This window comes from Acidobacteriota bacterium (assembly GCA_026393755.1).
Lineage (GTDB): Bacteria > Acidobacteriota > Vicinamibacteria > Vicinamibacterales > JAKQTR01 > JBAXOX01.
The window spans coordinates 144727-170524 of sequence record JAPKZO010000017.1 but is presented as its reverse complement, the minus strand read 5'-3'; the positions used below and the strand labels follow the sequence as shown (position 1 = coordinate 170524).

The window sequence follows — 25798 nt, the reverse complement described above, 5'->3', positions numbered from 1 at the left end:
CCGAGCCGTCCCTCGACGACGCTCGGGACGGTCCTGAGCCCAGCGAAGGGAGCGAGTCGAAGGACCGACAGCGTCAGTTCGCAAAATGCGCCGTAAGGGTCAAGACAGGCTGCGCGAATAGCGCAAACGTCAGGCCGGTCACGGGTCCCGGTAGGCGCTATTTGCCGGCGAGTGTGAGCGGGGACGCGGAGCGAAACGCCGAGGCACCGCAGCGGCAGGGGTGAGACTCTGGCATACTGACATCCATGTCCCCAGACAGGCTCGCCAGCCTATCAACCCGATTCGACGCGTTTGTGCTCGAACGGCATCCATTTGCGGCCCCGACCGCGCGGAAGGCGTTCGGCGCCGCGCTCACCGCCGGACCCGTTGGCGGCCCCGCGGATCTCGAACTGCTGCGGGCGCGTCTCCGCCAGGCCCTGGCCGATCACCTCGCTGGTCTCGCCAGTGATCCAGCCGCGGAATTGACTCCCGGTGTCTCGGCCGCGACTCGCGTCGCCGAGGCGCTTGCCGACCTGCAGGACGCGTGTGATGGCTTCCTGCGGCGCGAGGCGATCGCCTTGTCGCTCACGCCGGACGAGCGCCGCGACATCCTGCGCGGCATGATCCTGACGCGTGCGATCGACAACCGGCTCAAGACGTTCTTCGCGCGCGGCGAGATCAAGTACGGGACGGCGTCGTTCCAGGGCAAGGGATTCCGATCGCTTGGCCAGGAGGCCATTTACGCGTCCGCCATCAGGCTGCGGCGTGGCTCGGCATGGCGATCGGCAGAGGGCGAGTGGCAAGGCGACGTGATCTCGCCGATGATTCGCGATCTCGGCGCCGTGGTCGCCATGCGCCCAGGGCCTGAGACGGTAAGGATGGTGCTGTCGGCGCAGATGGGCAAGGCGGGCCCGCCAATGGACGGGCGCGATTTGCACATCGGCGACTTTACGTGGGGCATCTATCCGCCGGCTGCCCCGCTGCTCGTGCCGACGCTATCGATGGCCGGCATGGGCCTGGCATTCGCACAGACCCGAAGCGGGCGCGTCGCCGTGTCGTACCTCGGCGATGGCGCCACCTCGCTCGGCGAATGGCACGAAGCCATCAACCTGTGCGCGGTGCGCCGGCTCCCCGTGATCTTCTGCGTCCAGAACAATCAGACGGCGCTCTCAACGCCAGTGTCCGATCAGACGGCGGCCCGGGTGTTTGCCGACAAGGCCATCGGATACGGCATTCCCGGCATCACCATTGACGGCACCGATCCCGACGAGATCGCCGTCGCGTTCGCGTGGGCGGCCGAACGCGCTCGTGATGGTTGCGGGCCCGCGCTGATCGAACTGGTCTGCATGCGGATGTGCGGGCACGCGCATCACGACGACATGCTGTATCACGGACGCGACGTACCGCCCTCGTGGGAGTACCCCGCGTTGACCGGCGGCGGCTACGCGGATGCCGGCCAGTACGCGTTCTGGTCCGGCCGAGACCCGATCGCACGCTATGCGGGGCGGTTGCTCGACGAGGGAATCATCGACGCCGATGCCGTCGCCCACTTCAAACACGACGCTGAAGCGATCGTCGAGACGGAAGCGCAGGCTGTCATTGCCGCACCCTGGCCGGATCCCGCCGGTGCTCGCGCGGGCGTCGTGGACGGCCAGGACGCGCGGCCGCGCATGGAGGTGCTGACGGCCGAGGCGCGCCAAGCGGTCCGGTCCGGGTGCAGATTGCCGCCAACCGAACCCGGGCCTCCGTTTGATCCGAAAGGCCAGACGCTGCTCGAAGGCGTGATGCGCGGCATCGAGGACGCGTTGTGCGCGGACCCGCGCGTATTCGTCTTCGGCGAGGATGTCGGCGGCAAGTACGGCAACGCGTTCCTGATGCTCCGGCCGCTGCTCAAGACGTATGGCGACCGGATCATCAACGCCCCGATCGCCGAAAGCGCCATCATCGGCGCGGCAGTCGGCGCGGCGCTGGCCGGCCTGCGGCCGATTGCCGAGATGCAGTTCAACGACTTCGTGGCGACCGGCTTCAATCAACTGGTCAACAACGCCGCCAAGAACCGGTACCGCTTCGGCCAATCCGTGCCGATGGTGCTGCGGATGCCGTGGGGCGGCCTCCGTCACGCGGGACCGTACCATAGCCAGAACACCGAAGCGTGGTTCTACCGGACGCCGGGTCTGAAGATCGTCGTGCCGTCCACTCCGCACGATGCGCGCGCGTTGCTGGCGTCGGCGGTCGCCGATCCGGATCCGGTCCTCTACTACGAACACATCGCGCTCTATCGCGATCCGTCCATCAAGCAGGTGTTGGGAGAGACCGCGCCGGCCCCGATCCCGCTGGGCAAAGCCGCCATCAGGCGCGCCGGGAGCGACCTGGCCATCATCTCCTACGGCGCCTACGTGCACGTGGCGATGCGAGTGGCGAACACGCTGGCCGGGGAGGGCATCGAGGCGACGGTCGTCGATCTGCGCAGCCTCGCGCCGCTCGATCGTGAGACGCTCATTTCCGTGGCGTGCCACTGCGGCCGCGTGCTGATCGTCCACGAAGACACCCGGACAGGCGGCATCGGTGAAAGCCTGGCAGCCATCGTTCAGGAAGAGGCATTCGAGGCGCTGGATGCGCCGATTCGGGTGATCGGGGCTCTCGACACGCCCGTACCGTATTCGCCCACGCTCGAGGAAGCGTTCCTGCCGGGCGAGGCCGAAATCGCACGCGCGGCACGGCTGCTGGTGAAGTACTGACATTCTGACGAAGGGGCCCTCCATGACGCGAGCGACGAAACGTGTGGCGACCGGATTGTGTTGTCTGTGGGTGGCGTCGGGCCAACCGGTACGGACGCAGTCGCTTCCGGCACCAGCGGCGCAGCCGGCATCCCTGGGCGATCGTGTGCCCGCGTCGGCGGTCAAGTCGCTCGGCGTGCTTGCGCAGGGTTTTGACGAGCGGGCGGCGATGGACCTTGTCGTGTTCATGGACCAGTACTGGCGCAATGCCGGCAACGCGGGCTTCAACGCGACGGTCGACCGCCTTCAAACGCGGCTGCGGCAATCGGGGTTTTCGGACCGCAAGACGGGCGCAGGCGCGGCGGGCGGGTCGAGGACGTGGGTCGAGGAGTACGGGCGCGCGGGAGGGTGGGACTACACCGTCGGTACGCTCACGCTGCTGGGCGGAGCGTCGGGGAAAGACGAGGTCGTGTTGTCGCGTGAACAGCAGCGCGTGGCGCTCTGCATCAACTCGTTTTCAACGCCCGCCGGTGGCGTTGAAGCCGCGATCACAGATGTCGGCCAGGGGGCCGAAGCCGACTTCGCCAACGTGGACGTGAAGGGTGCGGTCGTGCTCGGAGACGGCAGCATCGGGCGCCTGTGGCAGGCGGCTGTCGTGAGGCGCGGCGCCATTGGCGTGATCTCGCCGAGCATTGCGGAGTACGTGCGGCCGGGTTCAACGGCGGCGGATGCCGCGAAGCCGCGAAGCGAATGGGACGTGCTGCAGTGGGGCAGTATCCCGTACGACGAGGCACGAAAGGCTTTCGGGTTCAAGGCCACGCCAAAGGCGGCGGTCCGGATCCGCGAGCGGCTGAAGTCCGGACCGGTTCGCGTGAAAGTGGAGGTCGCTTCCAGCTTTACGCCTGGGCCGTATCGGATCGTGGCTGCCGAGATTCCAGGGGCCGTGACTCCTGAGGAGCGCGTCATCCTGGTCGCCCACATCCAGGAACCCGGCGCCAACGACAATTCGAGCGGGTGCGCCACGCTGGTCGAATTGGCGCGCGCCATCAATGAGGCCGTCCGCTCCGGCACACTGCCGAAGCCCGATCGCACGCTGACGTTCCTGTGGGGCGAAGAGATGGGTGTGAGCCGGCAATGGACGACCGACCATCCCGCGGAGGCGAAACTGGTCCGCTACATGTTCTCGCTCGACATGACCGGAGAGGATCCGACGAAGACCGGAGGGCCGTTCCTCATTGAGAAGATGCCGGATCCCTCTGCCGTCTGGAGCCGGCCGTCCGACCCGCATACCGAGTGGGGAGGCGGCCAGTACAAGGCCAACGCGCTCAAGGGCACGCTGCTGAACGATGTGTTTCTGGCCATCTGCCAGCGGCATGCTCGGGGCACCGGGTGGGTTGTGCAGACCAATCCGTACGAAGGCGGCAGCGATCACTCGATCTTCCTGCGGCAGGGCACTCCTGCCGTGCTCGCCTGGCACTTTCCGGATTGGTTCTATCACACCAGTCTTGATCGACCCGACAAGACCAGCCCGGCCGAGATGAAACACAGCGGCGTCAGCGTCGCGGCCACGGCACTGTTCCTGGCGAGTGCGACCGACGCGGACGCTCGCGCCGTCGTCGCGCTCGTCGAGTCGGCTGCGGCAGCTCGCCTCGCGCTCGAGGCGAAGCAGGGGGTGAAGTTGGTGGCGGCGGCGAGCGACCGCCCGGCGGCCGAGGCGCGCGAAGTACAAGTCAAGGCTGCGTGGATCAAATGGTACGGCGAGGCGCTCAAGGAAACGCTGTCGTTGCCGGCCGGAGGCCCATCGCCGGCGCTGTCTAGACTGGTGGAAGCCGCCATCGGTCGACTGCAGGGGATGTAGACGACGGCTCGACGACGGTTACGCCTGCGGGTGACGGGTCAAAGTGCCTGCGGTTGAAGGTCAGTAGCGTCTGCGCCGCAGCCTCGCGCGCGCATTCGCCGATCACCGCGTCGTAGGCGCGTCCACCGGCAACGGATTGCGCGGCGAGACCGCGTAGCAGGCGCGGGTAGGTCTTCGCCGAGGGCGCCCAAATCTGCACCGAGTGCGCCGGCTTGACGAAGTTGGACTCGAGCAGCGTCCAGGCATCGCCTGGCGCGAGACGATGGGGTGCAGGCAGCCGGGTGAGGACGGCGTACGCCTCGACAAGCGCCGGGGCAGGTACGACGAGCCGTTCGCCAGCGTCGAGGCGCCGCCCGATTTCTGCGGCGGCCTGCCGGTGGCGGTCATGCCACGTGCACACGGCTGCAATCAGACAGTTGGTATCCAGCGCGAAGGCGGTCACCGCGAGCGTCCTCCTCGACGAACCGCCAGTTGCACCCGCATCCGTTCGACGATGTCGGTTGTCAACGCAGGCGTCTTCGCCTCTGGCCGGGCGACCAGCAGGCGTTTCTCGCGCACGAACGTCACGGAGAGCGGCTGCGGTTCGATCTCGATGACCCCGTCGCGCCATCGGATGTCCAACGGCGTGCCTGGTTCGAGCGCCGCCTCACGGCGGATGTCACTCGGGATGACCAGTCGTCCGGCTCGATCCATGGTTGTAACCATGGCATAGATCATACCATGGTATAACCCATGCCATGCTTTCTTATTCCGAGCGCCTGTTCTGCCTGGTACATTGCCAGTCGAATACTCCCTTCGGCAAGCGGTCCCGTCCATCGGATCACGTGCATATCGCTTGCCATCCCCACGCTGCGCAGCCAAGTGCCGGTTTCGAAAAGCGTTGCCGTGCCTCCCCGCCGCCCGCGCCCTGGCCCCCGGTTCCGCAGTCCAAGAGACCGACAACTCCAGCTGCCCCTTGACCGTGCCAATGCCGCCCTCCGGCTAACCACGGGCAGAGCCGTACGATGTCGCCGGCCGCCCTTGACGGGTCGGCCTGCATCGGTGCCTCGCAACTTGATGTCGCACAAGAGTTGGTTCTCTCCAGCCCGCCGAGGTTAATCTGCTCGACCGGCACCGAAGGAGCCGGTTGAAACTGGCGGTTTTGACGTGCGAACCGGGAAAGCCCGCCGTCTACCTATTGGATGCGACTCATTCGGGAATGCAATGGCAATCAGAGATTGACTCACACAATGGAGATGTGTAGCATTTCTGTGTACGCCAACCAATCTCGCCATTGACGATCGCCTTCTCGATCAAGCCCGCAACGTCGGCGGGTACCGGACCAAGCGCGAAACGGTGAACGAGGCGTTGCGTGAGTGCATCCAACGCCGCCAGCGGCTGGAACTGGCCAAACTCGCGGGCAGGGTCGACTACGATCCGAAGTACGACTACAAGCGAGAGCGGCGGGCCCGATGATCCTCCTTGACACGTCCGTCCTTTCGCGCGTCTTTCGGCGGAAGCACCCGGGGGTGGAGGAGCGGCGGCTGAAGGTCGTGTTCGAAGAACTGATGACGAGTGACGTTCCCCTCGGCCTGCCCGGCATCGTGCTGCAAGAGGTGCTGAGCGGCGTTCGGTCGCACCGGCAGTCCAGCGATCTCTCCGTGAAATTGCTCGCGGCGTTCGCCGTCCTTCCCGAGGGGATCACAGAACACGTCGAGGCTGCCCGAATCAAGAACGCTTGTTTGGCCAAAGGACTCAACGTGTCTGGGGGCGACTGTTTGATCGCCGCATGTGCGATCACCGGTAACCACGAACTCGTCGCCGTCGACGGAGACTTCGAGGCGATTGCGAAGCACGCGCCCCTGACATTGCTTAGAGGGCATCACGTCGCATGACATGGCCTGGACCCGACGGCAGACGGTCAGACGTTGCACGCCGCGGGTCAGGCCGGATCGTTAGCCGGGCTGATTCGTGAGGATGGCAATGCTGCGGGAATTGCTGATGCTCTCAGTGGGACTGGCAGTGGCTGCCGTCCGTACCGGCGCAGTCCCCGAGGAATCTGCGCATCGGGACCACGTCCCGACTGCGGTGTCCGTGGCGGGGCAGACCCGCGACACGGCGTCCGTCCTCCGCGAGATGCGCGTCGCGCTCGGCGGCGAGGCGGCGCTCGATGCGATCAGGAGCTTTACGGTTGATGGCAGCGTCAGACAGACCGCCAGCGGGTTCACCAAGGACCTGTCGATGGAGCTGTTCGTGCTGCTTCCCGACCACTTTCTCGACATTCGACGAGACTCGCAGTCAGTCGGCCCGAGAACGGTGGACATCACGTACTACGAGGGGTTTCGCGGTGACACGCTCATCCGGCGCACCGATTCCACTATTCCGTTCCCGCCGGATCCGTGGCCGCAGGTGCCCGCCGTCATCGCGCAGCGGGAGCGAGAGATGATGGCGGCGAACAAACAAGACTTCGCACGGCTGGCGCTGCTTCTCTTTGGCCGGTCATTCGACGGCTACGTGCTGCAGTTTCAGCATCTCGGCGCGGTGCAGCGCGAGGGACACGCGATCGACGTCCTGGAAGCCACAGCGGCGGATGGCTTTCGCATGCGACTGTCCGTGGACGCAACGACGCATCTCCCGGCCGCGCTGGATTACCTTGCCCCGCAGGGCATGATGGTGTCGATGACGTCGACCGTGATCGTGAGGGGGCGCGAGGTCGTGTCGGAGATCCCTACGGCTTCGCCGGCACCCGTGGACACCGCCGGCCGACCGATGGTCGAGCATCGCCTTGCGCCGTCGAACTTCAGGGTGCAGGACGGCGTGAACTGGCCGCATCGGATGACAGAGACGGTCGGCACGCAGGTGGTATCCCAGACGAACCTGGGCAAGTTCCGGCTGAACCCGAAGCTCGAACTCAGGCGGTTCGACATCGTCCGGTAGATGAGCAGAGCGACGTTCGCGATCGCGACGGGTCTGGGTGTCCACGTATGTCCGTACCCCGGCAACGCCCAGGCCGGCCTAACCTCGCGGTGCACCCGACCGTCGCCAGTGGTATCGTGCGCGCCGGCGGGTGACCGCGGATCGTTCGGCAACATTGAAAGGACCCGAGACAATGCCATGGCTAGCCGTCGTCCGCGACGTGGTCATTATCTACGCTCTGACGTTTCTGGGTGGGTTCGTCGTGGGCGTGGCCGGCGGACAAGGACCACGCGGGGCGGTGGCCATAGGACTCTCGAACGTGTTGTTCGGGATCGTGGGCTTCACAATTAGCGGGTGTCTTGCTCGAGTGAAGAGATGGCGCCACTTGACTGCCGTGGCGACGGTAGTGTGGTTGGCGAGTGGCGCCAACATCTTCTTCGGTGCGGGCACTGTGCTCACGTGGATTCTCGGGATCATGCCGACGGGCGTCGTGATGGCCATTGGGGGTGGACTCTCGCACCTGTTCGTTCGTCGTTTCGCACGTCCCGAGACCCTCGCGGACGCTGCTCGAAGCGAGCCATGACTGCTGCAGATGACGCCGCGGTTCATTGGGGAACGGACGAGCGGTCGGGGCTGGCGTGGGCCACAGCGATGGTGTCCTTGTGGACGTCCAGACCGACGAAAAGGGTGGCAGGCTCTGCCACGGCTGACCTCCGTGAATGTACGTTGACCGTGAACTCAACGGGCGGCTCTGGCCCGATGAAGGCTAACCCGCGAATCCGACGGAGGTCAGCCTCTTTGTTCGCACGGTACGGAAGTCATACTGTCCAGCCGGAAGGAAAAGGACTGGACGAGAAAGGACAGTGCGAAGAACCCATGCCGATGATCTACAGAGTGCTCTTTACCGCATGCGCGAGCTTTGGACCAATGCTCATGGTCATTGGACTTCAGGGACGGACCACTTTCGGATTCGTGTGTGCTGGCACTGGCGCCCTGATGACTTCGACCGCGCTGTTCATGCTCTTCGATCGGATTGTCGACGGGACGCGAACGGTCACGCCGCCGGAACGCCGCGACCAGCTCCTATACTGGTGTGTTGTGGTCGTCATCGGTGTCCTGATTTGGCTCCTGACCGAGTGGGTAGTGCCCTTGCGGTAGTAACGCGCCCCGTCGGCCGGCTAACATCGAATGGAGCCGACGCGACGGCCGTCTCGTGCCATCACGTCGCAGTGGCGCGCGGCTCAGGCGGAGCGTTAGCCTGACGAATCAGGTCCTGGATCGGAGGAGACGATGAAGAGACGTGAGTTTGTGGCGTCGACGCTCACCGGCTTGTTCGGTCTCACCCACATATCCCGACTGGCGGGACAGGGGAAAGCGCTCGCACCCGATCTCCTGGCGCTTGCAGAGGCGAAGACTCTGAAGCTCTTCAATCGTGCGGCCAATCCTCTCGTCGACGGAGCGAGAAGAGGTGTCCGGTTGAGCGAGGCAGCCGGTGAAGGCGGCGCGTTCCTTCCGGGAACCGAGTTCTCCAATGGGACCATCGAATTCGACGTCCGCGGCAAAGACGTCGCGCAGCACAGTTTCGTTGGCGTCGCGTTCCACGGTGTCGATGCTGGCGCCTACGATGCGGTCTACTTTCGTCCGTTCAACTTCAGAGCCACCGACCCCGGAAGCCGCAGCCACGCTGTCCAATATCACTCGCTCCCAACCTACACGTGGCAAAAGCTCCGCACCGACCATCCGGGCAAGTACGAGCAGGCCGTGAGTCCGGTACCGGACCCAAACGCGTGGTTCCATGCTCGTGTTCTCGTTGCGAACGCGAAAGTGAGTGTCTTCGTCGCCGACGCGAAGGAACCGTGCCTGGTCGTTGACGCATTCAACAACCGCAAGGCAGGACTCGTCGGCTTGTGGGTAGGAAACAACTCCGGCGGCGACTTTGCCAACTTCACTATCACCCATGCCGCAGGCTAACCTTCGAATGGAGCCGACGCGCGTTGGTGTACTGTCGCGCGCGGCTCATTCGAATCGTTCGGAGAATTGAAGACCCGGAAGATCCGGGAATCACGAAAGACAAGACGGAGTGGTGCGGGGGCCGAGGCCGTTTGGATTGGACGGGCCGTGGCGAACCCTGAGGCCCGCTGAAGGGCCTCGCAGCGGCGGCGACAGCGATCACGAAGAACGGAAAACCAGGAACGAGGACGCGTCTCGCGCCGCCGCCGGTCCCGCCGAACTGGCGAACTCTGGAGTCGGCGGCTGTGGCGACGCGGCGGTGTCCACGACGATCCCGGAATTGAACTCCGAACAAGGCGCTCTACCCGACCGGCGCGGGTGCGATGATGAGGGCCGGCGGGTGAGACCTGACGTTAGGCGGACAGCCAGAACCCGCGGAGGCGATCATGAGACCGATCTTCCTCGGACTCGTCGTACTGGGGCAAGCACTCTCGAATCAGTCGTCACCGCCGACGGGGGAGTGGGTGGATTCTCGGGCGACATTCAAGGTCGACTTACGGGGAGGGTTTGGGACGCAGGGGCCTACTGCTATTCTCACGATCGAGAACACAAGCAGCGGGCGGCTCGACTTTCCGACGCCGTTCATAATGCCATTGGCGGGACCGGGGCAAAAGAACAACGTACGGATCTACCGGCGCGGCGGGCAGGAGTTGGAGATGTGGGGTCCACACGTGGACTGGGTAATGACAGGGAAACCAGTGCCCGGTGTATCCGCCGCCGATGGAAGGCCACTGACGAGTATTGAGCCTGGAGCGAAGCGGTCTTGGACGTTCGCGTTGCTCGACAACTTTCCTCAGTTGCGCAGCCCGGGCGACTACGATCTTGAGTTCTTGTACTTCAACGAGACAAAGGAGCCAGGCGTCTGGCAGGGTCGCGTTGAGATGACGCGCATACCGTTTCAGATTCGCTAACGTGGCTGTCTCACAACGGCTTGCCCCCGACGTCGCTCGGTGCGATCGTGAAGCGCCGCGGCTGAAGCGCCGTCGTTGACCGATGAACAGGTCAGGATCCATGGCGAATAGAAACACGATAGCGGTGGCAGCGTCTATCCCGTGGGTCGCGGTTGTTGGCATGTGTGCGCTCCAGGGTGAAGCGTTCACTTCGCTCCACGGACAGAGGGCGAAACCACCCGTCCCGTACGAAGACATCGGCGCCTGCCCGTTCGAGGGTTGCGTCTATCGTGCGTGGACGGCTAACGCCCCGGTCTCGGTTCGCAGCGACCGCAAGGCCTCGGCTCCGGTCGTCTATGCCATCAGCAGAGGCGAGCAAGTGACGGCGTTGACCGGTGTGGTCGTCATCGTCAAGCCCGGGCGTGTCCAGTTCCCCAAGGCCGTCACTCTGCGCACGGCGTCTGGCTCGTTGAGCGTCGCGCCTGGCCAGACCCTGTTCCTGCTCACGTACCGTGGCGAAGGGTTCTTCAAGGCATGGTTCGAGGGCCGGATGTACGACGAGCTGGACGGCACCATCTTCTACAACGGGGTGTGCGACTTCGAGCCGGCGCGATGCACGGGCAAGATTGTTGAGCGCACGGAATCGATTTGGTGGGTTCAGGTGCGGAACCGCCGCGGGCAAACGGGTTGGACCCGCGATGTGGGCAAGTTCGATGGAAAAGACGCGCTGGATGGGAAGGCGCCGCGGTCTTACAGTGCGCTGCACCCGGCCGGCGCGGATCGTACTGTGAGCGCCGGCAAGTGAGGCCAGACGTGGAGTCCTGTTATGAACGACGAGTTCGAGGCGCCAGGGGTTATTGTAGTAGCCGTCAACGGAGGTACTCGTACATGCGCCGATTCCTAGCGCTTGTGGCCGCCGTCGTCGCGTTGTCGTCGCCCACCTTCGCTCAGCAGCCCGCGACCCATGCGACGCTCTTCGACCACTTGGCCGGCAGGTGGGTGCTGCGCGGCACGATCGACAACAAACAAACCACCCACGACGTGGATGCCCAGTTCGTGCTGAACGGCGGCTACATCCGCCTGCACGAGGTGTCGCGTGAGAAAGACGCGAAAGGCAAGCCGGCCTACGAGGCCATCGTGTTCATCAGCCTTGATAAGAAGTCCGGCGAGTACAAGGTGTTGTGGCTCGATACCACCGGCAACGGCGGCCTGTCGGCCGATGCCATCGGCCGCGCTACGCCCAGCGGCAACTCCCTGCCGTTCCTCTTCAAGACCGGCAGCGGTGACGTGTTTCACACAACGTTCATCTACACACCGACCACAGACTCGTGGCAGTGGGCGATGGACGGTGAATCCGGCGGCAGGCTCCAGCCGTTTGCGCGGGTTACACTGAACAAGAGTCGACAATAGTCACAAGGTTCTGCTCCGGACGTTTACGGAGTCCGGCGTTCAACAAGAAAGCGGCCACAAGAGCCGCCCTTACGGGTCTGTGCCGAATCCCGAATCGCCGCTCTAACTCTTGGGGTCTTCGAGGTACGTGTAGCCCTGCAGGCCTTCTTCGTAGAACTTCAGCAGCCGGCCCGACTCTTCGTAGGAAAGTCTGCCCTCGCGCACGGCGGTCTCGGTATCGGACCGCAGCTTGCTCACCAGGCTGTCGGGGTTGTAGTTCACGTACTGCAGCACCTCGCGGACGGTGTCGCCCTTGATGAGCGAATCGAGCACCACGCCGCCCTGTTCATCCTGCGTGACGTGGACGGTGTGCGTGTCCCCGAAGAGGTTGTGCATGTCGCCCAGGATTTCCTGGTAGGCGCCAATCAGAAAGACGGCCAGGAAGTACGGCTCGCCATTGACGACGTGCAGCGGCAGCGTGCGCTTGACGTCGCGCCGATCGATGAACTGATCGATCTTGCCATCCGAGTCACACGTGATGTCCCCAATCACCGCGTGGCTGGCCGGCGGCTTCTGCAGCATGTGAATCGGCATCACCGGGAACAACTGCTTGATGGCCCAACTGTCCGGCATCGACTGGAAGAGCGAGAAGTTGCAGAAGTAGGTGTCCGCCAGCTGCTCGTCCAGGCCCTGCAGATCCTCCGGCACCTCGTCCATCTGCTGGATGAGCCGCTGGATCTTCGAACAGATGGCCCAGTACAGCGCTTCGGCATGGCAGCGCTGTTCGAGCGGCAGGTAGCCGCCGGTAAACAGATTCAGCGCCATCTCGAGGGCCTGCTGGGCGTCGTTGTAACTCTCGAGCACGTTCCGGCCGGAGACGTTCTGCAGCGTTTCGCGCAGGTCGATGATCGGCTGTTCGAGCTCCTCGTTGGGCCCCACCTGCGGGATCTCCTGTTCGCGGAATCCCGTGACGCCTAGCACGTTGAACACCAGCACGCTGTGATATGCCGCGATCGCCCGCCCGCTCTCCGAAATGATCGTCGGGTGCTTCACGCCGGCGTCATCACACACCGTCTGGACGTGGTACACGACGTCGGCCGCGTACTCTTCAAGCGTATAGTTGACGCTCGACTCGAAGTTCGTGCGCGATCCGTCGTAGTCGACGCCCAGGCCGCCGCCGATGTCCAGGTACTCGAGCCCCGCGCCGTCCTTCGCCAGTTCAACGTAGATGCGCGCCGCCTCGTTGAGGGCCGCTTTGACGATGCGGATGTTGGGAATCTGACTGCCAAGATGGAAGTGGAGCAGCTTCAGGCAGTCCTGCATGCCCAGGCCGCGCAGCTCCTCGAGGCCCTTGAGGATCTCGCCAACAGTCAACCCGAATTTCGATCGGTAGCCGCCAGACGACTGCCACTTGCCGCTGCCGCGGGACGCGAGCTTGACCCGCATGCCGATATTGGGCCGCACGCCGACCTTCGCGGCGTATTCGAGCACCATCCCGAGTTCGCTGTACTTCTCGACGACCGGGATGATTGTGCGCCCGATCTTCTGGGCGAGCATGGCCATCTCGATGAACTCGGCGTCCTTGAAGCCGTTGCAGATGATCGGAATGTCGTTGGAGGCCAGCGCCGCGACCGCCAGCAGTTCGGGTTTCGATCCGGCCTCCAGGCCGAATCCAAACGGCCGCCCGTACTTCACCACTTCTTCCACGACGCGCCGCTGCTGGTTGACCTTCACCGGGTAGACGCACGCGTACCGGCCCTGGTAGCCATGCTGCGCAATGGCTGCCTGGAAGGCGTCGTGGATGTCCTGCAGCCGGTGCTTGAGGATGTCGCTAAACCGGATCAAGATGGGCAGGTCGATGCCGCGCAGGACCAGGTCGTCGGTGAGGCTCTTTAAATCGATCGAGTTCTGTGGATCCTTCGCGGGATGTACATGCACGTGGCCATCGTCGCCTATCGAAAAGTATCCCTGGCCCCAGCGGCCAATCTCGTACAATTCAGTGGCGTCGGCGATGCTCCAGGGGTCCCCGAAGCGCCAGGATCGGTTCAGGCGGCTGGCTGGAATGCTCACGTTTGCATGATACCGATTTTTTCGCGCGTGTCATCGACGATCTGACGACGATCCGACAGGTTCCATGTGGAGGCGGATGATGGCCAGGCAACAGCGGCGGACGACGGGCGGTCGACCGGCGGGCGGATGGCGGAAGCTCAGGACCCTGGTCGCCGGGTGCACCTTCGACGACTTTCTGCTGACGCCGCAGTACAGCGTGCTCGAGCGCCGGGACCCCGCCGGCATCGATCTGTCGTGCCGGTTCTCACGTCACATCACGCTGCGGCGGCCGATCGTGTCGGCCAACATGGACACGGTGACGCGGGCGCCGATGGCGATGGTGCTCGCGGAAGAGGGCGGATTGGGCGTCATCGATCGCGGTTTCCGGTCCGGGGACATCGAGCCGCAGGTTCGCGAGGTCCAACTGGTGAAGCGGACGCAGCATCTCGTGATTGCGGATCCGTGGACGATCGGACCCGACGAGTCGCTCACCGCGGCGCTTGCCATGATGGAGAGGCGCGGCGTGGGCACGCTGGTGGTCGTCGATGGCGTCAGGCACTTGTTGGGTCTGCTGACGCAGCGCGACGTCCGGTTCGTCGATAGCCGCGCGGACGCCCCGCAGCTGACCGTCGCGGATCGCATGACGCTCCGCGACCGCCTGGTGGTGAACGTGGGCCGCCTCTCGATGGTTGCCGCCGAACGCCTGATGATCGAGCGCAAAGTGAAGAAGCTGCCGCTGGTCGACCGCGCGGGCGTGCTCGTCGGCCTCATCACGGCCAGAGACCTGCTGCATCAGAAGCGCCTGCCGTGCGCGTCCCGGGACGTCAGCGGACGGCTGCTTGTCGGGGCCGCCATCGGGGCCAAGGGCGACTACCTGGAGCGCGCGGCGGAGCTCATCAAGGCCGGCGTGGACGTGATTGTGATCGACATCGCCCACGGTGATTCGGTCGTGATGCGGAAGGCGATGAAGGCGTTCCGAAAGCGGTTCGGCGGTGTCGAGGTCGTGGCGGGCAACGTGGCGACTGCCGACGGCGCGCGGGCGCTCGCCGATCTCGGCGTTGACGGAGTCAAGGTCGGCATCGGTCCTGGAGGCGGGTGCAGCACGCGACTGACCACCTCGTTCGGTGTGCCGCAGCTGCAGGCGCTTGTCGAATGCCGCGCCGCCGTCGGTGACAGGATTCCCATCATCGCCGATGGCGGCATTCGCCGGGATGGCGCGATTGTCGAGGCGCTGCTGTTTGGCGGCGACACCGTGATGCTGGGCAGTGCGTTTGCCGGCACGATCGAAACGCCCGGCGACGTCGTGCAGAAGTCGGTGCTGTTGCCCGAATCGCAGAAGGTCGTGAAGGTTCCATTCAAGGTGTTGCGCGGAATGGCGTCGATCCAGGCCATCAAGGACCGGCTCGACGTCGAAGACGACGACGAGGTGGACTTCGAGGCGCTGGGCGCAGAAGGGATCGAAGTGAGCGTCCCAGCGTGCGGATCGGTCCGCCCGGTCATCACCGACATGATGAAGCACCTGGCGTCGGCCATCAGCTACGGCGGCGCCGCGAGCCTGGCCGAGTTCAAGACCCGCTTCCGCCGCGATCCCCTGCGTTACGTGATCCGACTGACCGAGGCCAGCCGCCGCGAATCCTACGACCGTTGAAGCGGTCGGGACGAATTATCGACAGGGTTTCTTTCCGCTGACAAGATTGTCAGCGTCTCGGACGAACGACAGTGTTGTCGTGTGAGGGAGACCCTGTCGATTATTCGTCCCGGCCCCTTTCGGCGGATGGGAGATAATATGGCGCCGGCGTCCTTCGGGCGTTCTCTGGCGGCGGATCGGAATGGACTGTATGGTCGACCTGGACTTCCTCGCCACGATTCAGATCTTCAACTTCTTCACCCACGCCGAACTCGAGGTGGTCGGGAAGCTGGCGCAGGAAGTGTCGTTCGCCAAAGATGACGTCGTCATCCGCATTGGCGAGCCGGGCGACGTCTTCTACGTCGTGCTTGACGGCGAGTTGGAGGTCTGGGATGCGGGCCAGCCGCCGCGTCAGACCGGGACGCTCAGACGGGGCGACTACTTCGGGGAAATGGCGCTGCTGCAGGGCGGCAAGCGAACCGCTACGGTGACCGCCGCGCGCCGAGCGCGCCTGCTTGCGATCGACAAACCGGCCTTCGATCAGCTGTTCCTGAAGAACCCAAAGGCGATCGAGTTCTTCGCGCGGGTTCTGTCGAAGCGGCTGGCTGGTGTCACCCGCGCCGAGAGGCTCCGGCGTGCGACCACGACCATCACCGTGGGCAGCCGCCCGGGGTTGAAGGGCGGGACCCTGATCGCCTTTTCGCTCGCCGTCCTCCTCAAACAGATCACCACGACCGAGGTGATCTATGTCGAGGTTCTGGCGGGACGCGAGACGCAGGATCCCACCACGCTCGATCTGCTGTCCGACAGTCTCGATGCGGCGCCGCGGAAATTCGTTCCGCCGCCGGCCCGTCTCGGCGGAGGCCCCGTGGTCCTCCGGGTTGCGCTCCCCCCTGGTCTCGGCTCGGCGGCGTACGGCGATCTGCTCTCGAATCTGGTTTCGAAGTTGAGTGACGTCTTCAGCTTCATCGTCATCGACTTCGGGGCCGAGACAGCGGGGCTCATCGGATCGGCCAGCGCGTACTCTGATGTCTACGTCGCTCTGGTTGACAAACCCAACGAGGAGCCTGGCGTCGGCGATCCTCGGAAGATGAAGATGTTCCGCGTCATCAACCTGGTCAACCCGAATTCCAGGCCTTTGTCGATCAGCAGCAGCGAACCGTTCGTCGTGCCGCGCAGTGCGGCATTGGCCGGCTCCATTGCTGACGTCAGCGAGTTCATTCGCACGCATCCACGGGCGGCGGCCGCGCTGCCAATCCACCGGCTGGCGCACAAATTGCTCGGCACCTCGATTGGTCTGGCGCTCGGCGGCGGCGCGGCGTTCGGTCTCGCCCATCTTGGCGTGCTCAAGGTGCTCGAAGAGGCCGGCGTGCCCATCGATCTGGTGGCGGGCTGCAGCCAGGGCTCGATTATCGCGGTCGGCTATGCATCCGGGCTGCCGGTGTCCGAGATGATCGATATTGCCCGCGAGCTGGGCGTGAAGCGCAATTTCCTCCTGGCTTCCGATCCGACGTTCTTTACCAAGCCTGGCATCATGGCGGGCCAGCGCTTCGTGGCGCTGATGCGGCCGTTTCTGAAGGGCAAGGAGACGTTCGAGCAGTTGGTGCTGCCCTGTCGCACGGTCGCGACCGACGTCGAGACGGGCGAACGCATCGCTATCGGCTCCGGACGGCTCGAAACGGCGTACCGCGCCAGTTCGTCGGTCCCGATGGTGATGGCGCCAGTCAAGATGGGCGAGCACGTGCTGGTGGACGGCGGCGTCTCGGATCCGGTTCCGGCGGAGGTCGTCCTCGACATGGGCGCCGATCTGACGATTGCCGTCAATGTCGTGCCGCGCATGAAGCGCGGAGTCGAAACCGTGGTCGCCTCCTGGTACCGCAAGATCAACGCGTTCAACCCGCTGAACTACCTGGTGGACTCGGAGGACATGCCGAACCTGTTTGACATCGTCATGAACTCGATGCAGATCCTCGAGTACGAATTGGGGAACTTCAAGGCGATCGCTGCCGACGTGCTGATCAATCCCGATCTGTCCGACTTCACGTGGATCGAGTACTACCGCGCTGACGAATTGATTGCGCGGGGGGCGGATGCGGCGAGGCGTGCACTGCCAGCCATCGAGAAGACGATCGAGGCCAGAATTGCGCCGATCCGGCTGGTGGCCCCCGGCGCGAACAGGCCGGAAGGGACGTAGGACATGACGTCGCTCGCGATCTCCGTGACGGCGACGGCCTTCGGGTGGCTGGTGCTCGCTGGCGTGTTCATCCTCGTGCTCCGGGCGCGCTGGCTCGCGAAGCTCCGGGCCGGTTTCTTCGTCTCCATGTTGCTGGCCATGATGGGCGTGGCACTGATGTCGGCGTCGGTAGTCGGCGTGTGGGGATATGAGGCGGCCAGGCGCATCCTCGACCGCCAGATCAGCGTCGAACTGCAGGACGTGGGCGAGATCGTCGAGAGCCGGGTGGCACAGATCATCGGCGACATCTCGACGAGGCTCGGGAGCTTCGGAGCCTCGATCGCGCCACTGGTCAACGCCCGGGCCTCGGCGGGCCAGCTGCAGGACCAGTTGCGGACAATCCGGAATTTCTACCCCGGTTTTCTCCAGATGGAGATCTTCGACAGTGACGGCCGGCCCGTCGCCGTCAGTTCCGCGGCGGTTCAGCAGGAGGAGACGAACAGGGTTGCCGTCGCGTTCGGCCTGGACGGCAGGCCGTTCGTGTCCGAGGCCCGGTATTCGGCCATCTACAAGCGGCAGGTGATCGCGATCAGTGTGCCGCTCGGTGTCGGCTCCGGACCTGTGGTCGGCGTCGTTGTGGTTTGGTACGATTTGAGGATCGGGCTCGACGCGCTCGTGAAGGTCGCGAAGTTCAACCAGAGCGGGTACGCCGTGATGGCGGACGGCGACGGCCGGATCCTCGCCCATCCCGACGTCTCGCGCGTCAACGAAGACATCTCGTCGTACCCTGCGATCCAGCTCGCGCGGCAATCGGGCAAGAGCGGGACGGTGACCGCCCTGAACGCGCGACGGGAGTCCAGGCTGTTTGGCTACCGGCCGATCCCGAATCCCGGCACGCTGGCCAGGCAGCCGTGGATCCTGCTCACCGAAATTGACGAGAGCGAGCAGTTGGCGCTGCTGCTCACCCTGCGCCGCGAGCTCGTGGTTGGCGTCGTGCTGGTGCTGCTGGCCGGCCTGCTTGTCGCGCAGCAGGTCTCACGATCGATCCAGCAGCCGATGCACGAGCTCAGTGATTTTGCACATCGGATCGGCAGTGGCGACATGACCGGACGCGTGGCGCTCGGCGGTCATGACGTGGCCGGCCGGCTGGCCGCGTCGCTGAACGAGATGGCCGCCGGCCTCCAGGAGCGCGATCACGTCAAAGAGGTGTTCGGCCGCTACGTCGCGACGCAAGTCTCGGCCCAGATTCTCGACGGCCAGGTGAACCTGGGCGGCGACTCGCGGCGTGTCACGATCCTCTTCTCCGACATCCGAAGCTTCACGGCGATGGCGGAGCAGATGACGCCCTCGCAGGTCGTGTCGTTCCTCAACGACTACTTCTCGGAGATGGTGGACGCCGTCTTCGAGCAGAACGGCATGCTGGACAAGTTCCTGGGCGACGGACTGATGGCGGTCTTCGGCGCCTTCGGCGACACGCCCGACCACCCGCGCCGCGCCGTGCTGGCGGCGCTCCGCATGAAGGCGCTGCTGGCCAAGATCAACGGCGAGCGGGCGATGGCGGGGAAGCCCCCGATTGCGATCGGCATCGGCATCCACTCCGACGACGTGATCGTCGGCAATATCGGATCGCGCAAGCGCCTCGAGTTCACCGTGGTTGGCGACGGCGTCAACGTGTCGTCGCGGCTGCAGACGCTCAACAAGGAATTCGGGACCACGATTCTGGTCAGCGAAACGACGTTCGAGGCCCTCAAAGACGAGTTCGAATGCCGCCAGATGCCGGACACGCCGCTTCGAGGCAAGCACAAGGAACTCAGGTTCTACGAAGTCGTCAGCGTCAAGGCCGGAGCCAGCGTCTGACGGTGCCGGCGTCGATCCGCATGCCCGGCAAGGCCGTGTGAGCCCAAGCCCATGACGACTGCATCTCCCGCGATCGCGCCGCCACCCGGGGTACCGGGCGTGTATCGGCGCACGTCGTTCTGGATACTGCTGCTGCTGGCCGCGATCGGGCTGGCCTGGAGCGCATCCTCGATTGCCAGCTATCTGACGTACACGCGGAGCGTGACCGAGTCGGCCAGGTCGAATCTGACCTCGTTGACCGGCAAGGCCGCGCTGTCGATTGACGCGATTCTCCGGGAAGCCACGGACGGCGTGGACGCCGTCGCGGCCGGCTTGAGCACGGGTTCGCTGACCAAGGACACGGCCCTTGCGCGCCTGCGCGAGGGGCTTGAGCAGCACACGCGTTACGTCGGGACCACGGTGAGTTACAGACCGTTCGGGTTCGATCCACAGCGGCGGCTGTATTCGGCGTACTACACGAAGAAGGACGGGCTGGTGAAGTTTGTCCAGCTCGACACCGTCTACGACTACACGAAGCCCGAGTACGACTGGTTTGGTCCGGCGTTGACGGGAGGACCGCTGTGGACGGCGCCGTATTACGACGAAGCCGCCCGGACCTTCATGGTGACGTACTCGGCGCCCTTCTACGCCGTAGACCCGTCGACCAGGTCGCGCGCAGCGCTTGGCGTGGTCACCGTCGATATCTCAATGGACGAGATTCGACGGATCATCGAATCGCTGGATCTTGGTCCGACGGGATTTGGCGCACTGGTGTCGCAGAAGGGACTGTACCTCTCGCATCCCAACACAGACCTGGTGCGTGGGAAGAAGACGCTCGCTCAGGTCGCCGCCGAAGAGCACGACCCCGACAGGTTGCTGCTGGCCGGGAAGATCGAGAAGGGCGAAGCCGGGATCATCGACCACCTCAGCGCCACGACAGGGCTGAGTGCGTGGCTGAGTTATGCGCCCGTCCCCTCCACCGGATGGTCGCTGCAGAATACGTTCATCAAGGACGATCTCCCCTGGGATGTCGCGCGCATTCGGAGGCAGCTGATCGACAGTACGATCGCCCTGCTGATCTTCGGGGTGTCTGCCGCCGCACTCCTGCTGCGCGTGCATACGGGGAGCCTGCCGAGGCTCTGGGCCACGTCCATCGTCACCGCGATCCTGCTGGCCGCGGGGATCGGCCTCGTGTGGAAGATCTCGCTCTCGTATGATTCGCAAGGCCCGACCCGAGGCGTCCAGATCAGCGACAGGGCGACGCTGCAACGGGTGATGAATGCCTATGAACGCGTATCCGCCGAGCGCCGAACCGAGCCGCCCGTCTATGTCCCCACCGGCGTGTTCATCGAATCCGCGTCGCTCAGCGCCGTCGACGATCTGTCGGTGACGGGCTACCTGTGGCAGAAGTACACCATCGGCGCCCAGGACAACCTGGCCCGCGGGTTCGTGATCGGCAACGCAACCAGCCTGACCGTGTCCGACCCGTACCGCCAGCGTGAACACGATGTCGAGGTCGTGAGATGGCATTTCAACTGCACGATTCGGCAGCGGTTTGATCATTCCAGGTTTCCCCTCGAGCAGGAGAAGATCGGCTTCCGGATCCTGCATCAGGATCTCAACCACAATGTCGTGCTCGTGCCGGATCTCGCCGCCTATCCGATCACGAATCCAACGTCGCTGCCCGGGCTGGAAAAAGGGATGTTCCTGCCCGGCTGGGAGTTGACCAGGAGCTTCTTCGAGCTGCGCGACAGGCGCTACGAGACCAACTTCGGACTCGAACGATCCCTGGCCAAGGAGGATTTTCCGGCCCTGCATTTCAACGTTGTCATCCGCCGCGTCCTTGTCGACGCTTTCATCTCCAACCTGACGTCGGTCATCATCGTGACCATCCTGCTGTTCACGCTGCTGATGATCGCGAGCAGGGACGAGCGGCTCGTGGGTTTCATGCAGGCGGGCAGCGGCCGGGTGCTGAACATCTGCGTGGCAATGTTCTTCGTGATCGCGTTCAGCCACATCGACATTCGGCGGAAGATGGCCGCCGAGGAGATCTTCTACCTGGAGTACTTCTATTTCGTCATCTACGCGGCGATGCTGTGGATCTCGATCAACTCGGTGCTCTTCGCGATGGGCACGCGCATCCGGTTGATCCACTACCGGAACAACCTGATCTCGAAGCTGACGTTCTGGCCGTGCCTCCTGGGCCTGCTGTTGGTTGTGACGGTGTTCGCGTTTCGCTGAGCGCGTCGCGGATGACCTGCGCCGTTGCGCTTGACAATGCCGCTGGTGTGACCGCACTATGAGCCGGACTGAATAGAGAGTCAGATCGCAACGCTATGTCCTTGCCACCCGACACTACTGACGCCCCAGCGCCGGCCGCCAGCCGCACGCTTCGTGGATTCGAGCATGCCATGCGCATCACCGACGAAGTGGCGCCCTTCAGCGTCGTCTCGGTGCTGCGGCTGGAGGGCAGCCTGGCTGTCCCCGCGCTGCGTGCCGCGCTCGACGCGCTGCAGCGACGCCATCCGCTGTTGCGAGCCCGCATTCTGCCTGAAGGGAAGGGCTACGCGTACCACTTCGACGTCGCGGGGCCGATTCCCCTCGAGGTCGGCGAGCGGTCCGGTCACGACCACTGGATCGCGGCCGTCGAGGACGAACTCGCTCGGCGCATCGACCTGGAGGCCGGGCCGCTGATCCGCTGCCGGTACCTGTTTGACCAGAGCGGCGGCGACCTGATCGTCGCCATCCCGCACAACATCCTCGATGCGGCCTGCGCGGCGCCTCTCTTCTCCGAACTGATCTCCCTGTGCGCGGGCCTGGCGCCAGCGAGCGCCGGCGACACTGCCCAGGAGGGCCGTTTCTCCGCGTCGGCGCTCTACCCGAAGGAGTACACCGGGTTGGGTCTCGCCCGCGCAACAGCCGCGCATATGGGGCGCCAGATGGCCGACGAGATGCGGTTCCGCTGGCACTCGCGCGGCGTGCGGAAGGCCCCCATTTTCGAGACGGGCCGGTGCCGCATCCTGCCGATCCGGCTTTCTCCCGCACTGACGGCCGGGCTTGTCCAGGTCAGCCGCCGGCGCCGCATCACGCTCAATGCGATTCTCAGCGCCGCCATGGTGTCGGCGGTGCAACGCCACCTGTACCCGTCTCCGCGCGTCCCCCTGCGACACATTATCTTCACCGACCTTCGACCGCGACTGCGCACGGCGGTGCCGGGGACTGTGCTCGGGTGCTTCCTCACGTTGTTCCGCCTCACGGTAATGGTGGAGCGCGCGCGCGGCTTCTGGCCCCTTGCGCAGCAGATCCAGGACCTGACGCTGCGGGCCGCGCGATCCGGCGAACGGTTTCTGGCCAACTCCACGAGCCCGGGCACGATGAAGATGATCTTCGGCTTGAAGGCCTTCCGAATGAGCGCCACCGCCTTCAGCTATGCCGGGCCGATCGACCTGCGGACGACGGGCGGATCCTTCGAGGTGACCGGCGTGCATTCGTTCGCCGCCAACATGACGCTCGGGCCGGAATACAGTGCCCTGGTCCGGCTCTTTCGCGGCGAACTGTGGTGGGACATCCTGTACCTCGATTCCGACATGGACGCGGCCCTGGCTCAGCGGATCGCGGACGATATGCGGGCGATTCTTGAAGAGGCGACATGCTGATCGAACTTGATGACGTCTGCCGCGCGGTCGGTCTGGTGCTGGGACGCCGCGACCCGAAGGCGGATGACCGCATTCAGGCGGACCTGGGGGGCGAGTCGATCGACGTGCTCAACATCGTCGTGACGCTTGAACAGAAGTACGGCATCGTGATCGACGAAGCCGCCATGGCGAATGTGTCGACGGTGCGGGATCTGTACGACCTGGCCTTGAAGAGCTCCCATGCCGCCATTCCAGCCGCAAACCCTGCTCGACCTGCTTGACGAGCGCGCCGCGCGCGCTCCAGCGCAGGCCGCGTTCTACTGGGACGATCAACCTGTCTCGTACGCCGAACTCCGGGACCGCGTCAACCGCTTCGCCGTTCTGCTGGTCGAGCGCGGTGTGGTGCGGGGCGACAGGGTCTTGATTCGGCTGGGCAACGGGCCGGATTTCTTCCAGGCGTTCTATGGCGCGATCCGCGCCGGCGCGATAGCCGTTCCGGTGTTTCCCGCCTCCGGTTCGACTCGCATCGCGGCCCTGGCCAGTCTCTGCGGCGCGCGCATCCTGGTGGTTCCGAGCGGCGACCCCGACGACGTCCCGGGAGTGCAGAGCGTCACGGTGGCCGAGAGCGACCGATGTTCGCCTCGCGGCACGTTTCCGGCCGTCGTTCCCCACGACGTCGCCTTCCTGCAGTACACGTCTGGCAGCACGGGGCTGCCCAAGGGAGTGATGCTTTCGCACGAGGGTCTGCTGACCAACATGGCGCAGATGATCGCCGGGATGGCCATCACGGCCGACGACTGCTTTGTGAGCTGGCTGCCGGTGTACCACGACATGGGCTTGATTCTGATGACGATGGTGCCGCTCTTCCTCGGCGCCAAACTCGTGCTGCTGCCCACGTCGCTGGCAAACGCGCGGCCGTGGCTGTTGGCCATCGAACGCCATCAGGGCACGCTGACGGCGGCGCCGGATTTCGCCTACCGGCTCGCGGTGCGCTATGTGCGCGATCCGTCCGCCTACGACCTCTCAAGCCTGCGTCTGGCGCTCAACGCCGCAGAGCCTGTCCGCCCCCGCACGATCGAGGAGTTCGAGCGCGCGTTCCGTCTGCATGACGTCGTGATTGCCGGCTACGGACTGGCCGAAGCCACCGTCGGCGTCAGCACGTGGACGCCTGGCAAACCGCCGCTGGTGGACGCGCGCGGCGTGGTGAGCGTGGGCCGCCCGTTCCGCGACATCGATATCCAGATCATTGAAGACGATCAGCCCGTCGCGGAAGGGCAGCCCGGCGAGATCGCCGTGCGCAGTCCGGCCAACACCCGCGGGTATTACAGCGATGAGGCAGAAACCGCACGCCTGTTCTGGCGAGACGCGTACACCAAGACCGGCGACCTCGGTTATCTGGACGCTGCCGGACATCTCTTTGTGACCGGACGCCTGAAGAACATCATCAAGCATGGTGGCGAGACGATCTTCCCGCAAGAAGCCGAACAGATCGCCGATCACCTGCCGTTCGTCCGCCGCAGCGCGGCCGTTGGGATTGACTCTGGCGGACCCGAGGGCGAGCAGCTCTACGTGTTTGCGGAAGTGTCGAAGGTCGCCGGCCTCGACGAGCCCGCGCTCCACAACTCCGTCGTGGACGTGGTCGACGCGATTCACGCGCAACTCGGACTCCGTCCCGGGCGCGTGTACCTGCTTCGGCCACACGGCATTCCTCTCACGCACAACGGCAAGATTCAGCACGCTGCTCTCCGCCAGCGGTATCTGTCCGGTGAGCTGCGGACGGACAATGCCATCCTGTTTCCGGGCTACTGACACGCCCGCAGACGTGCGGTGCAAGGCAGGACTGGACCGTGTATCATGCACAGACAATGAACGACAGAGTGTGTGTCGTGACGGGAGCCACCGGGGGGATCGGGTACGAAACTGCCCGCGGCATCGCCCGGCAGGGCGCGACCGTTGTGATCGTCGGACGGAGCGCGGAGAAGAGCCGGGCCGCGGTCGAGCAGATTGCGCGGGAGACCGGCAATCCGAGAGTCGAGTGCCTGATCGCCGACCTGTCGATTCAGGCAGACATCCGGCGACTTGCCGGGGAAATCGGGGAGCGGTACCCGCGCCTCAACGTGCTCGTGAATAATGCCGGCGGGGTGTACATGAACGGCCAGATGAGCGCGGACGGGATCGAGATGACGCTGGCGCTCAATCACCTCGGGTACTATCTGCTCGCGCGCCTGCTGAGCCCGTTCCTCAAGATCAACGCCCCGGCTCGCATCGTCAACGTGTCATCGTTTGCGCACATCGGCGCCAGGATCGACTTTCCGGCTCTCGAGTTCAGCGGCTGGAGTGGGTACAAGCGCTCCAAGCTCGCCAATCTGCTGTTCACCTACGAACTGGCACGTCGAATGGACGGCACCGGCGTCACCGTCAACGCCCTGTCCCCGGGTTTCGTGGCCAGCAACTTCGGCTTGAACAACCGGGGGCTGCTCGCCACCATGAAACCGATGATGAACTGGTTTGCGGTCAGCAACGAGACGGGCGCCAGGACCAGTGTCTACCTGGCCACGTCGCCTGACGTGGACGGTGTGACGGGGAAGTATTTTTCCAGATCGAAGCCACGGCGGTCGTCCCGAATCTCCACCGATCGGGGCGCGGCAGCCACATTGTGGGAGATCAGCGCCAGGATGACCGGCTTGACGGCCGATTGACTAACACAGGGCGACGGCCGGCCACAGGGGTGCCGGCGTCG

General features: G+C 64.7%; 22 protein-coding genes. 19 read left to right on the top strand and 3 right to left on the bottom strand.

The annotated features are described in order from the left end of the window. The first annotated feature begins 245 nt into the window (after window positions 1-245). Both NTV05_06305 and NTV05_06300 read left to right on the top strand, forming a co-directional pair. Entirely contained in the window at window positions 246-2717 is a 2472-nt protein-coding gene (locus NTV05_06305) for a thiamine pyrophosphate-dependent enzyme (protein MCX6544012.1), read from the top strand. A 22-nt stretch (window positions 2718-2739) separates the two neighbouring features. Beyond that, the gene (locus NTV05_06300; protein ID MCX6544011.1) at window positions 2740-4554 is read left to right on the top strand and encodes a M28 family peptidase; all 1815 of its coding nucleotides are present in this window, start codon (window positions 2740-2742) and stop codon (window positions 4552-4554) included. On the opposite strand, the gene NTV05_06295 is transcribed toward NTV05_06300, so the two are convergent. Together NTV05_06295 and NTV05_06290 are read right to left on the bottom strand one after the other, a co-directional pair. Then, window positions 4511-4996, bottom strand: coding sequence for a PIN domain-containing protein (locus NTV05_06295; GenBank protein ID MCX6544010.1), 486 nt, complete (start codon window positions 4994-4996; stop codon window positions 4511-4513). The two genes, NTV05_06300 and NTV05_06295, sit on opposite strands and share 44 nt — an antisense overlap. After that, window positions 4993-5259 carry an AbrB/MazE/SpoVT family DNA-binding domain-containing protein gene (locus NTV05_06290; GenBank protein MCX6544009.1) on the bottom strand — a complete coding sequence of 89 codons (267 nt, stop codon included), beginning with the start codon at window positions 5257-5259 and terminating at the stop codon, window positions 4993-4995. The genes NTV05_06295 and NTV05_06290 overlap by 4 nt, the downstream gene beginning before the upstream one ends. A gap of 543 nt (window positions 5260-5802) precedes the next feature. Here NTV05_06290 and NTV05_06285 point away from each other — a divergent pair. The 9 genes from NTV05_06285 to NTV05_06245 all read left to right on the top strand — a co-directional run bounded on the left by NTV05_06285 (window position 5803) and on the right by NTV05_06245 (window position 11759). Then, window positions 5803-6009, top strand: a complete 207-nt coding sequence (locus tag NTV05_06285; protein MCX6544008.1) for a type II toxin-antitoxin system VapB family antitoxin — start codon at window positions 5803-5805, stop codon at window positions 6007-6009. Next, window positions 6006-6428, top strand: coding sequence for a PIN domain-containing protein (locus NTV05_06280; GenBank protein MCX6544007.1), 423 nt, complete (start codon window positions 6006-6008; stop codon window positions 6426-6428). Before NTV05_06285 ends, NTV05_06280 begins: the two co-directional genes overlap by 4 nt. 88 nt (window positions 6429-6516) lie before the next feature. Continuing rightward, the gene (locus NTV05_06275) at window positions 6517-7470 is read left to right on the top strand and encodes a hypothetical protein (protein MCX6544006.1); all 954 of its coding nucleotides are present in this window, start codon (window positions 6517-6519) and stop codon (window positions 7468-7470) included. A 172-nt stretch (window positions 7471-7642) separates the two neighbouring features. Next, window positions 7643-8032 carry a hypothetical protein gene (locus NTV05_06270; GenBank protein MCX6544005.1) on the top strand — a complete coding sequence of 130 codons (390 nt, stop codon included), beginning with the start codon at window positions 7643-7645 and terminating at the stop codon, window positions 8030-8032. Window positions 8033-8325: 293 nt separating this feature from the next. Then, window positions 8326-8607, top strand: a complete 282-nt coding sequence (locus NTV05_06265; protein MCX6544004.1) for a hypothetical protein — start codon at window positions 8326-8328, stop codon at window positions 8605-8607. A 132-nt stretch (window positions 8608-8739) separates the two neighbouring features. Continuing rightward, window positions 8740-9420, top strand: coding sequence for a hypothetical protein (locus NTV05_06260; GenBank protein ID MCX6544003.1), 681 nt, complete (start codon window positions 8740-8742; stop codon window positions 9418-9420). 425 nt (window positions 9421-9845) lie between these two features. Beyond that, window positions 9846-10370, top strand: a complete 525-nt coding sequence (locus NTV05_06255) for a hypothetical protein (protein MCX6544002.1) — start codon at window positions 9846-9848, stop codon at window positions 10368-10370. A gap of 100 nt (window positions 10371-10470) precedes the next feature. Further along, window positions 10471-11154, top strand: coding sequence for a hypothetical protein (locus NTV05_06250; GenBank protein ID MCX6544001.1), 684 nt, complete (start codon window positions 10471-10473; stop codon window positions 11152-11154). Window positions 11155-11237: 83 nt separating this feature from the next. Then, window positions 11238-11759 (top strand): hypothetical protein, encoded by a 522-nt coding sequence (locus tag NTV05_06245; protein ID MCX6544000.1) that lies wholly within the window; start codon window positions 11238-11240, stop codon window positions 11757-11759. A 102-nt stretch (window positions 11760-11861) separates the two neighbouring features. Here the strand turns inward: NTV05_06245 and speA are convergent, their stop codons facing one another. Continuing rightward, entirely contained in the window at window positions 11862-13802 is a 1941-nt protein-coding gene (gene speA / locus NTV05_06240) for a biosynthetic arginine decarboxylase (GenBank protein ID MCX6543999.1), read from the bottom strand. Between the two features lie 85 nt (window positions 13803-13887). Between speA and NTV05_06235 the strand changes: the two genes are divergently transcribed. The 8 genes from NTV05_06235 (at window position 13888) to NTV05_06200 (ending at window position 25757) form a co-directional block, all read left to right on the top strand. Further along, entirely contained in the window at window positions 13888-15435 is a 1548-nt protein-coding gene (locus NTV05_06235; GenBank protein MCX6543998.1) for an IMP dehydrogenase, read from the top strand. A 190-nt stretch (window positions 15436-15625) separates the two neighbouring features. After that, window positions 15626-17608, top strand: coding sequence for a cyclic nucleotide-binding domain-containing protein (locus tag NTV05_06230; protein MCX6543997.1), 1983 nt, complete (start codon window positions 15626-15628; stop codon window positions 17606-17608). A gap of 3 nt (window positions 17609-17611) precedes the next feature. Further along, window positions 17612-19444, top strand: a complete 1833-nt coding sequence (locus NTV05_06225; GenBank protein MCX6543996.1) for a cache domain-containing protein — start codon at window positions 17612-17614, stop codon at window positions 19442-19444. Window positions 19445-19495: 51 nt separating this feature from the next. Then, window positions 19496-21664 (top strand): cache domain-containing protein, encoded by a 2169-nt coding sequence (locus NTV05_06220; GenBank protein MCX6543995.1) that lies wholly within the window; start codon window positions 19496-19498, stop codon window positions 21662-21664. 170 nt (window positions 21665-21834) lie between these two features. Further along, entirely contained in the window at window positions 21835-23079 is a 1245-nt protein-coding gene (locus NTV05_06215; GenBank protein ID MCX6543994.1) for a condensation domain-containing protein, read from the top strand. Continuing rightward, complete coding sequence (locus NTV05_06210) at window positions 23073-23339, top strand: acyl carrier protein (GenBank protein ID MCX6543993.1); 267 nt, start codon at window positions 23073-23075, stop codon at window positions 23337-23339. The genes NTV05_06215 and NTV05_06210 overlap by 7 nt, the downstream gene beginning before the upstream one ends. Next, on the top strand, window positions 23299-24867 hold the full coding sequence (locus NTV05_06205; GenBank protein MCX6543992.1) for an AMP-binding protein: 1569 nt from the start codon (window positions 23299-23301) through the stop codon (window positions 24865-24867). Before NTV05_06210 ends, NTV05_06205 begins: the two co-directional genes overlap by 41 nt. A 56-nt stretch (window positions 24868-24923) precedes the next feature. Then, window positions 24924-25757 carry an SDR family oxidoreductase gene (locus tag NTV05_06200; GenBank protein ID MCX6543991.1) on the top strand — a complete coding sequence of 278 codons (834 nt, stop codon included), beginning with the start codon at window positions 24924-24926 and terminating at the stop codon, window positions 25755-25757. Window positions 25758-25798: the final 41 nt, after the last annotated feature.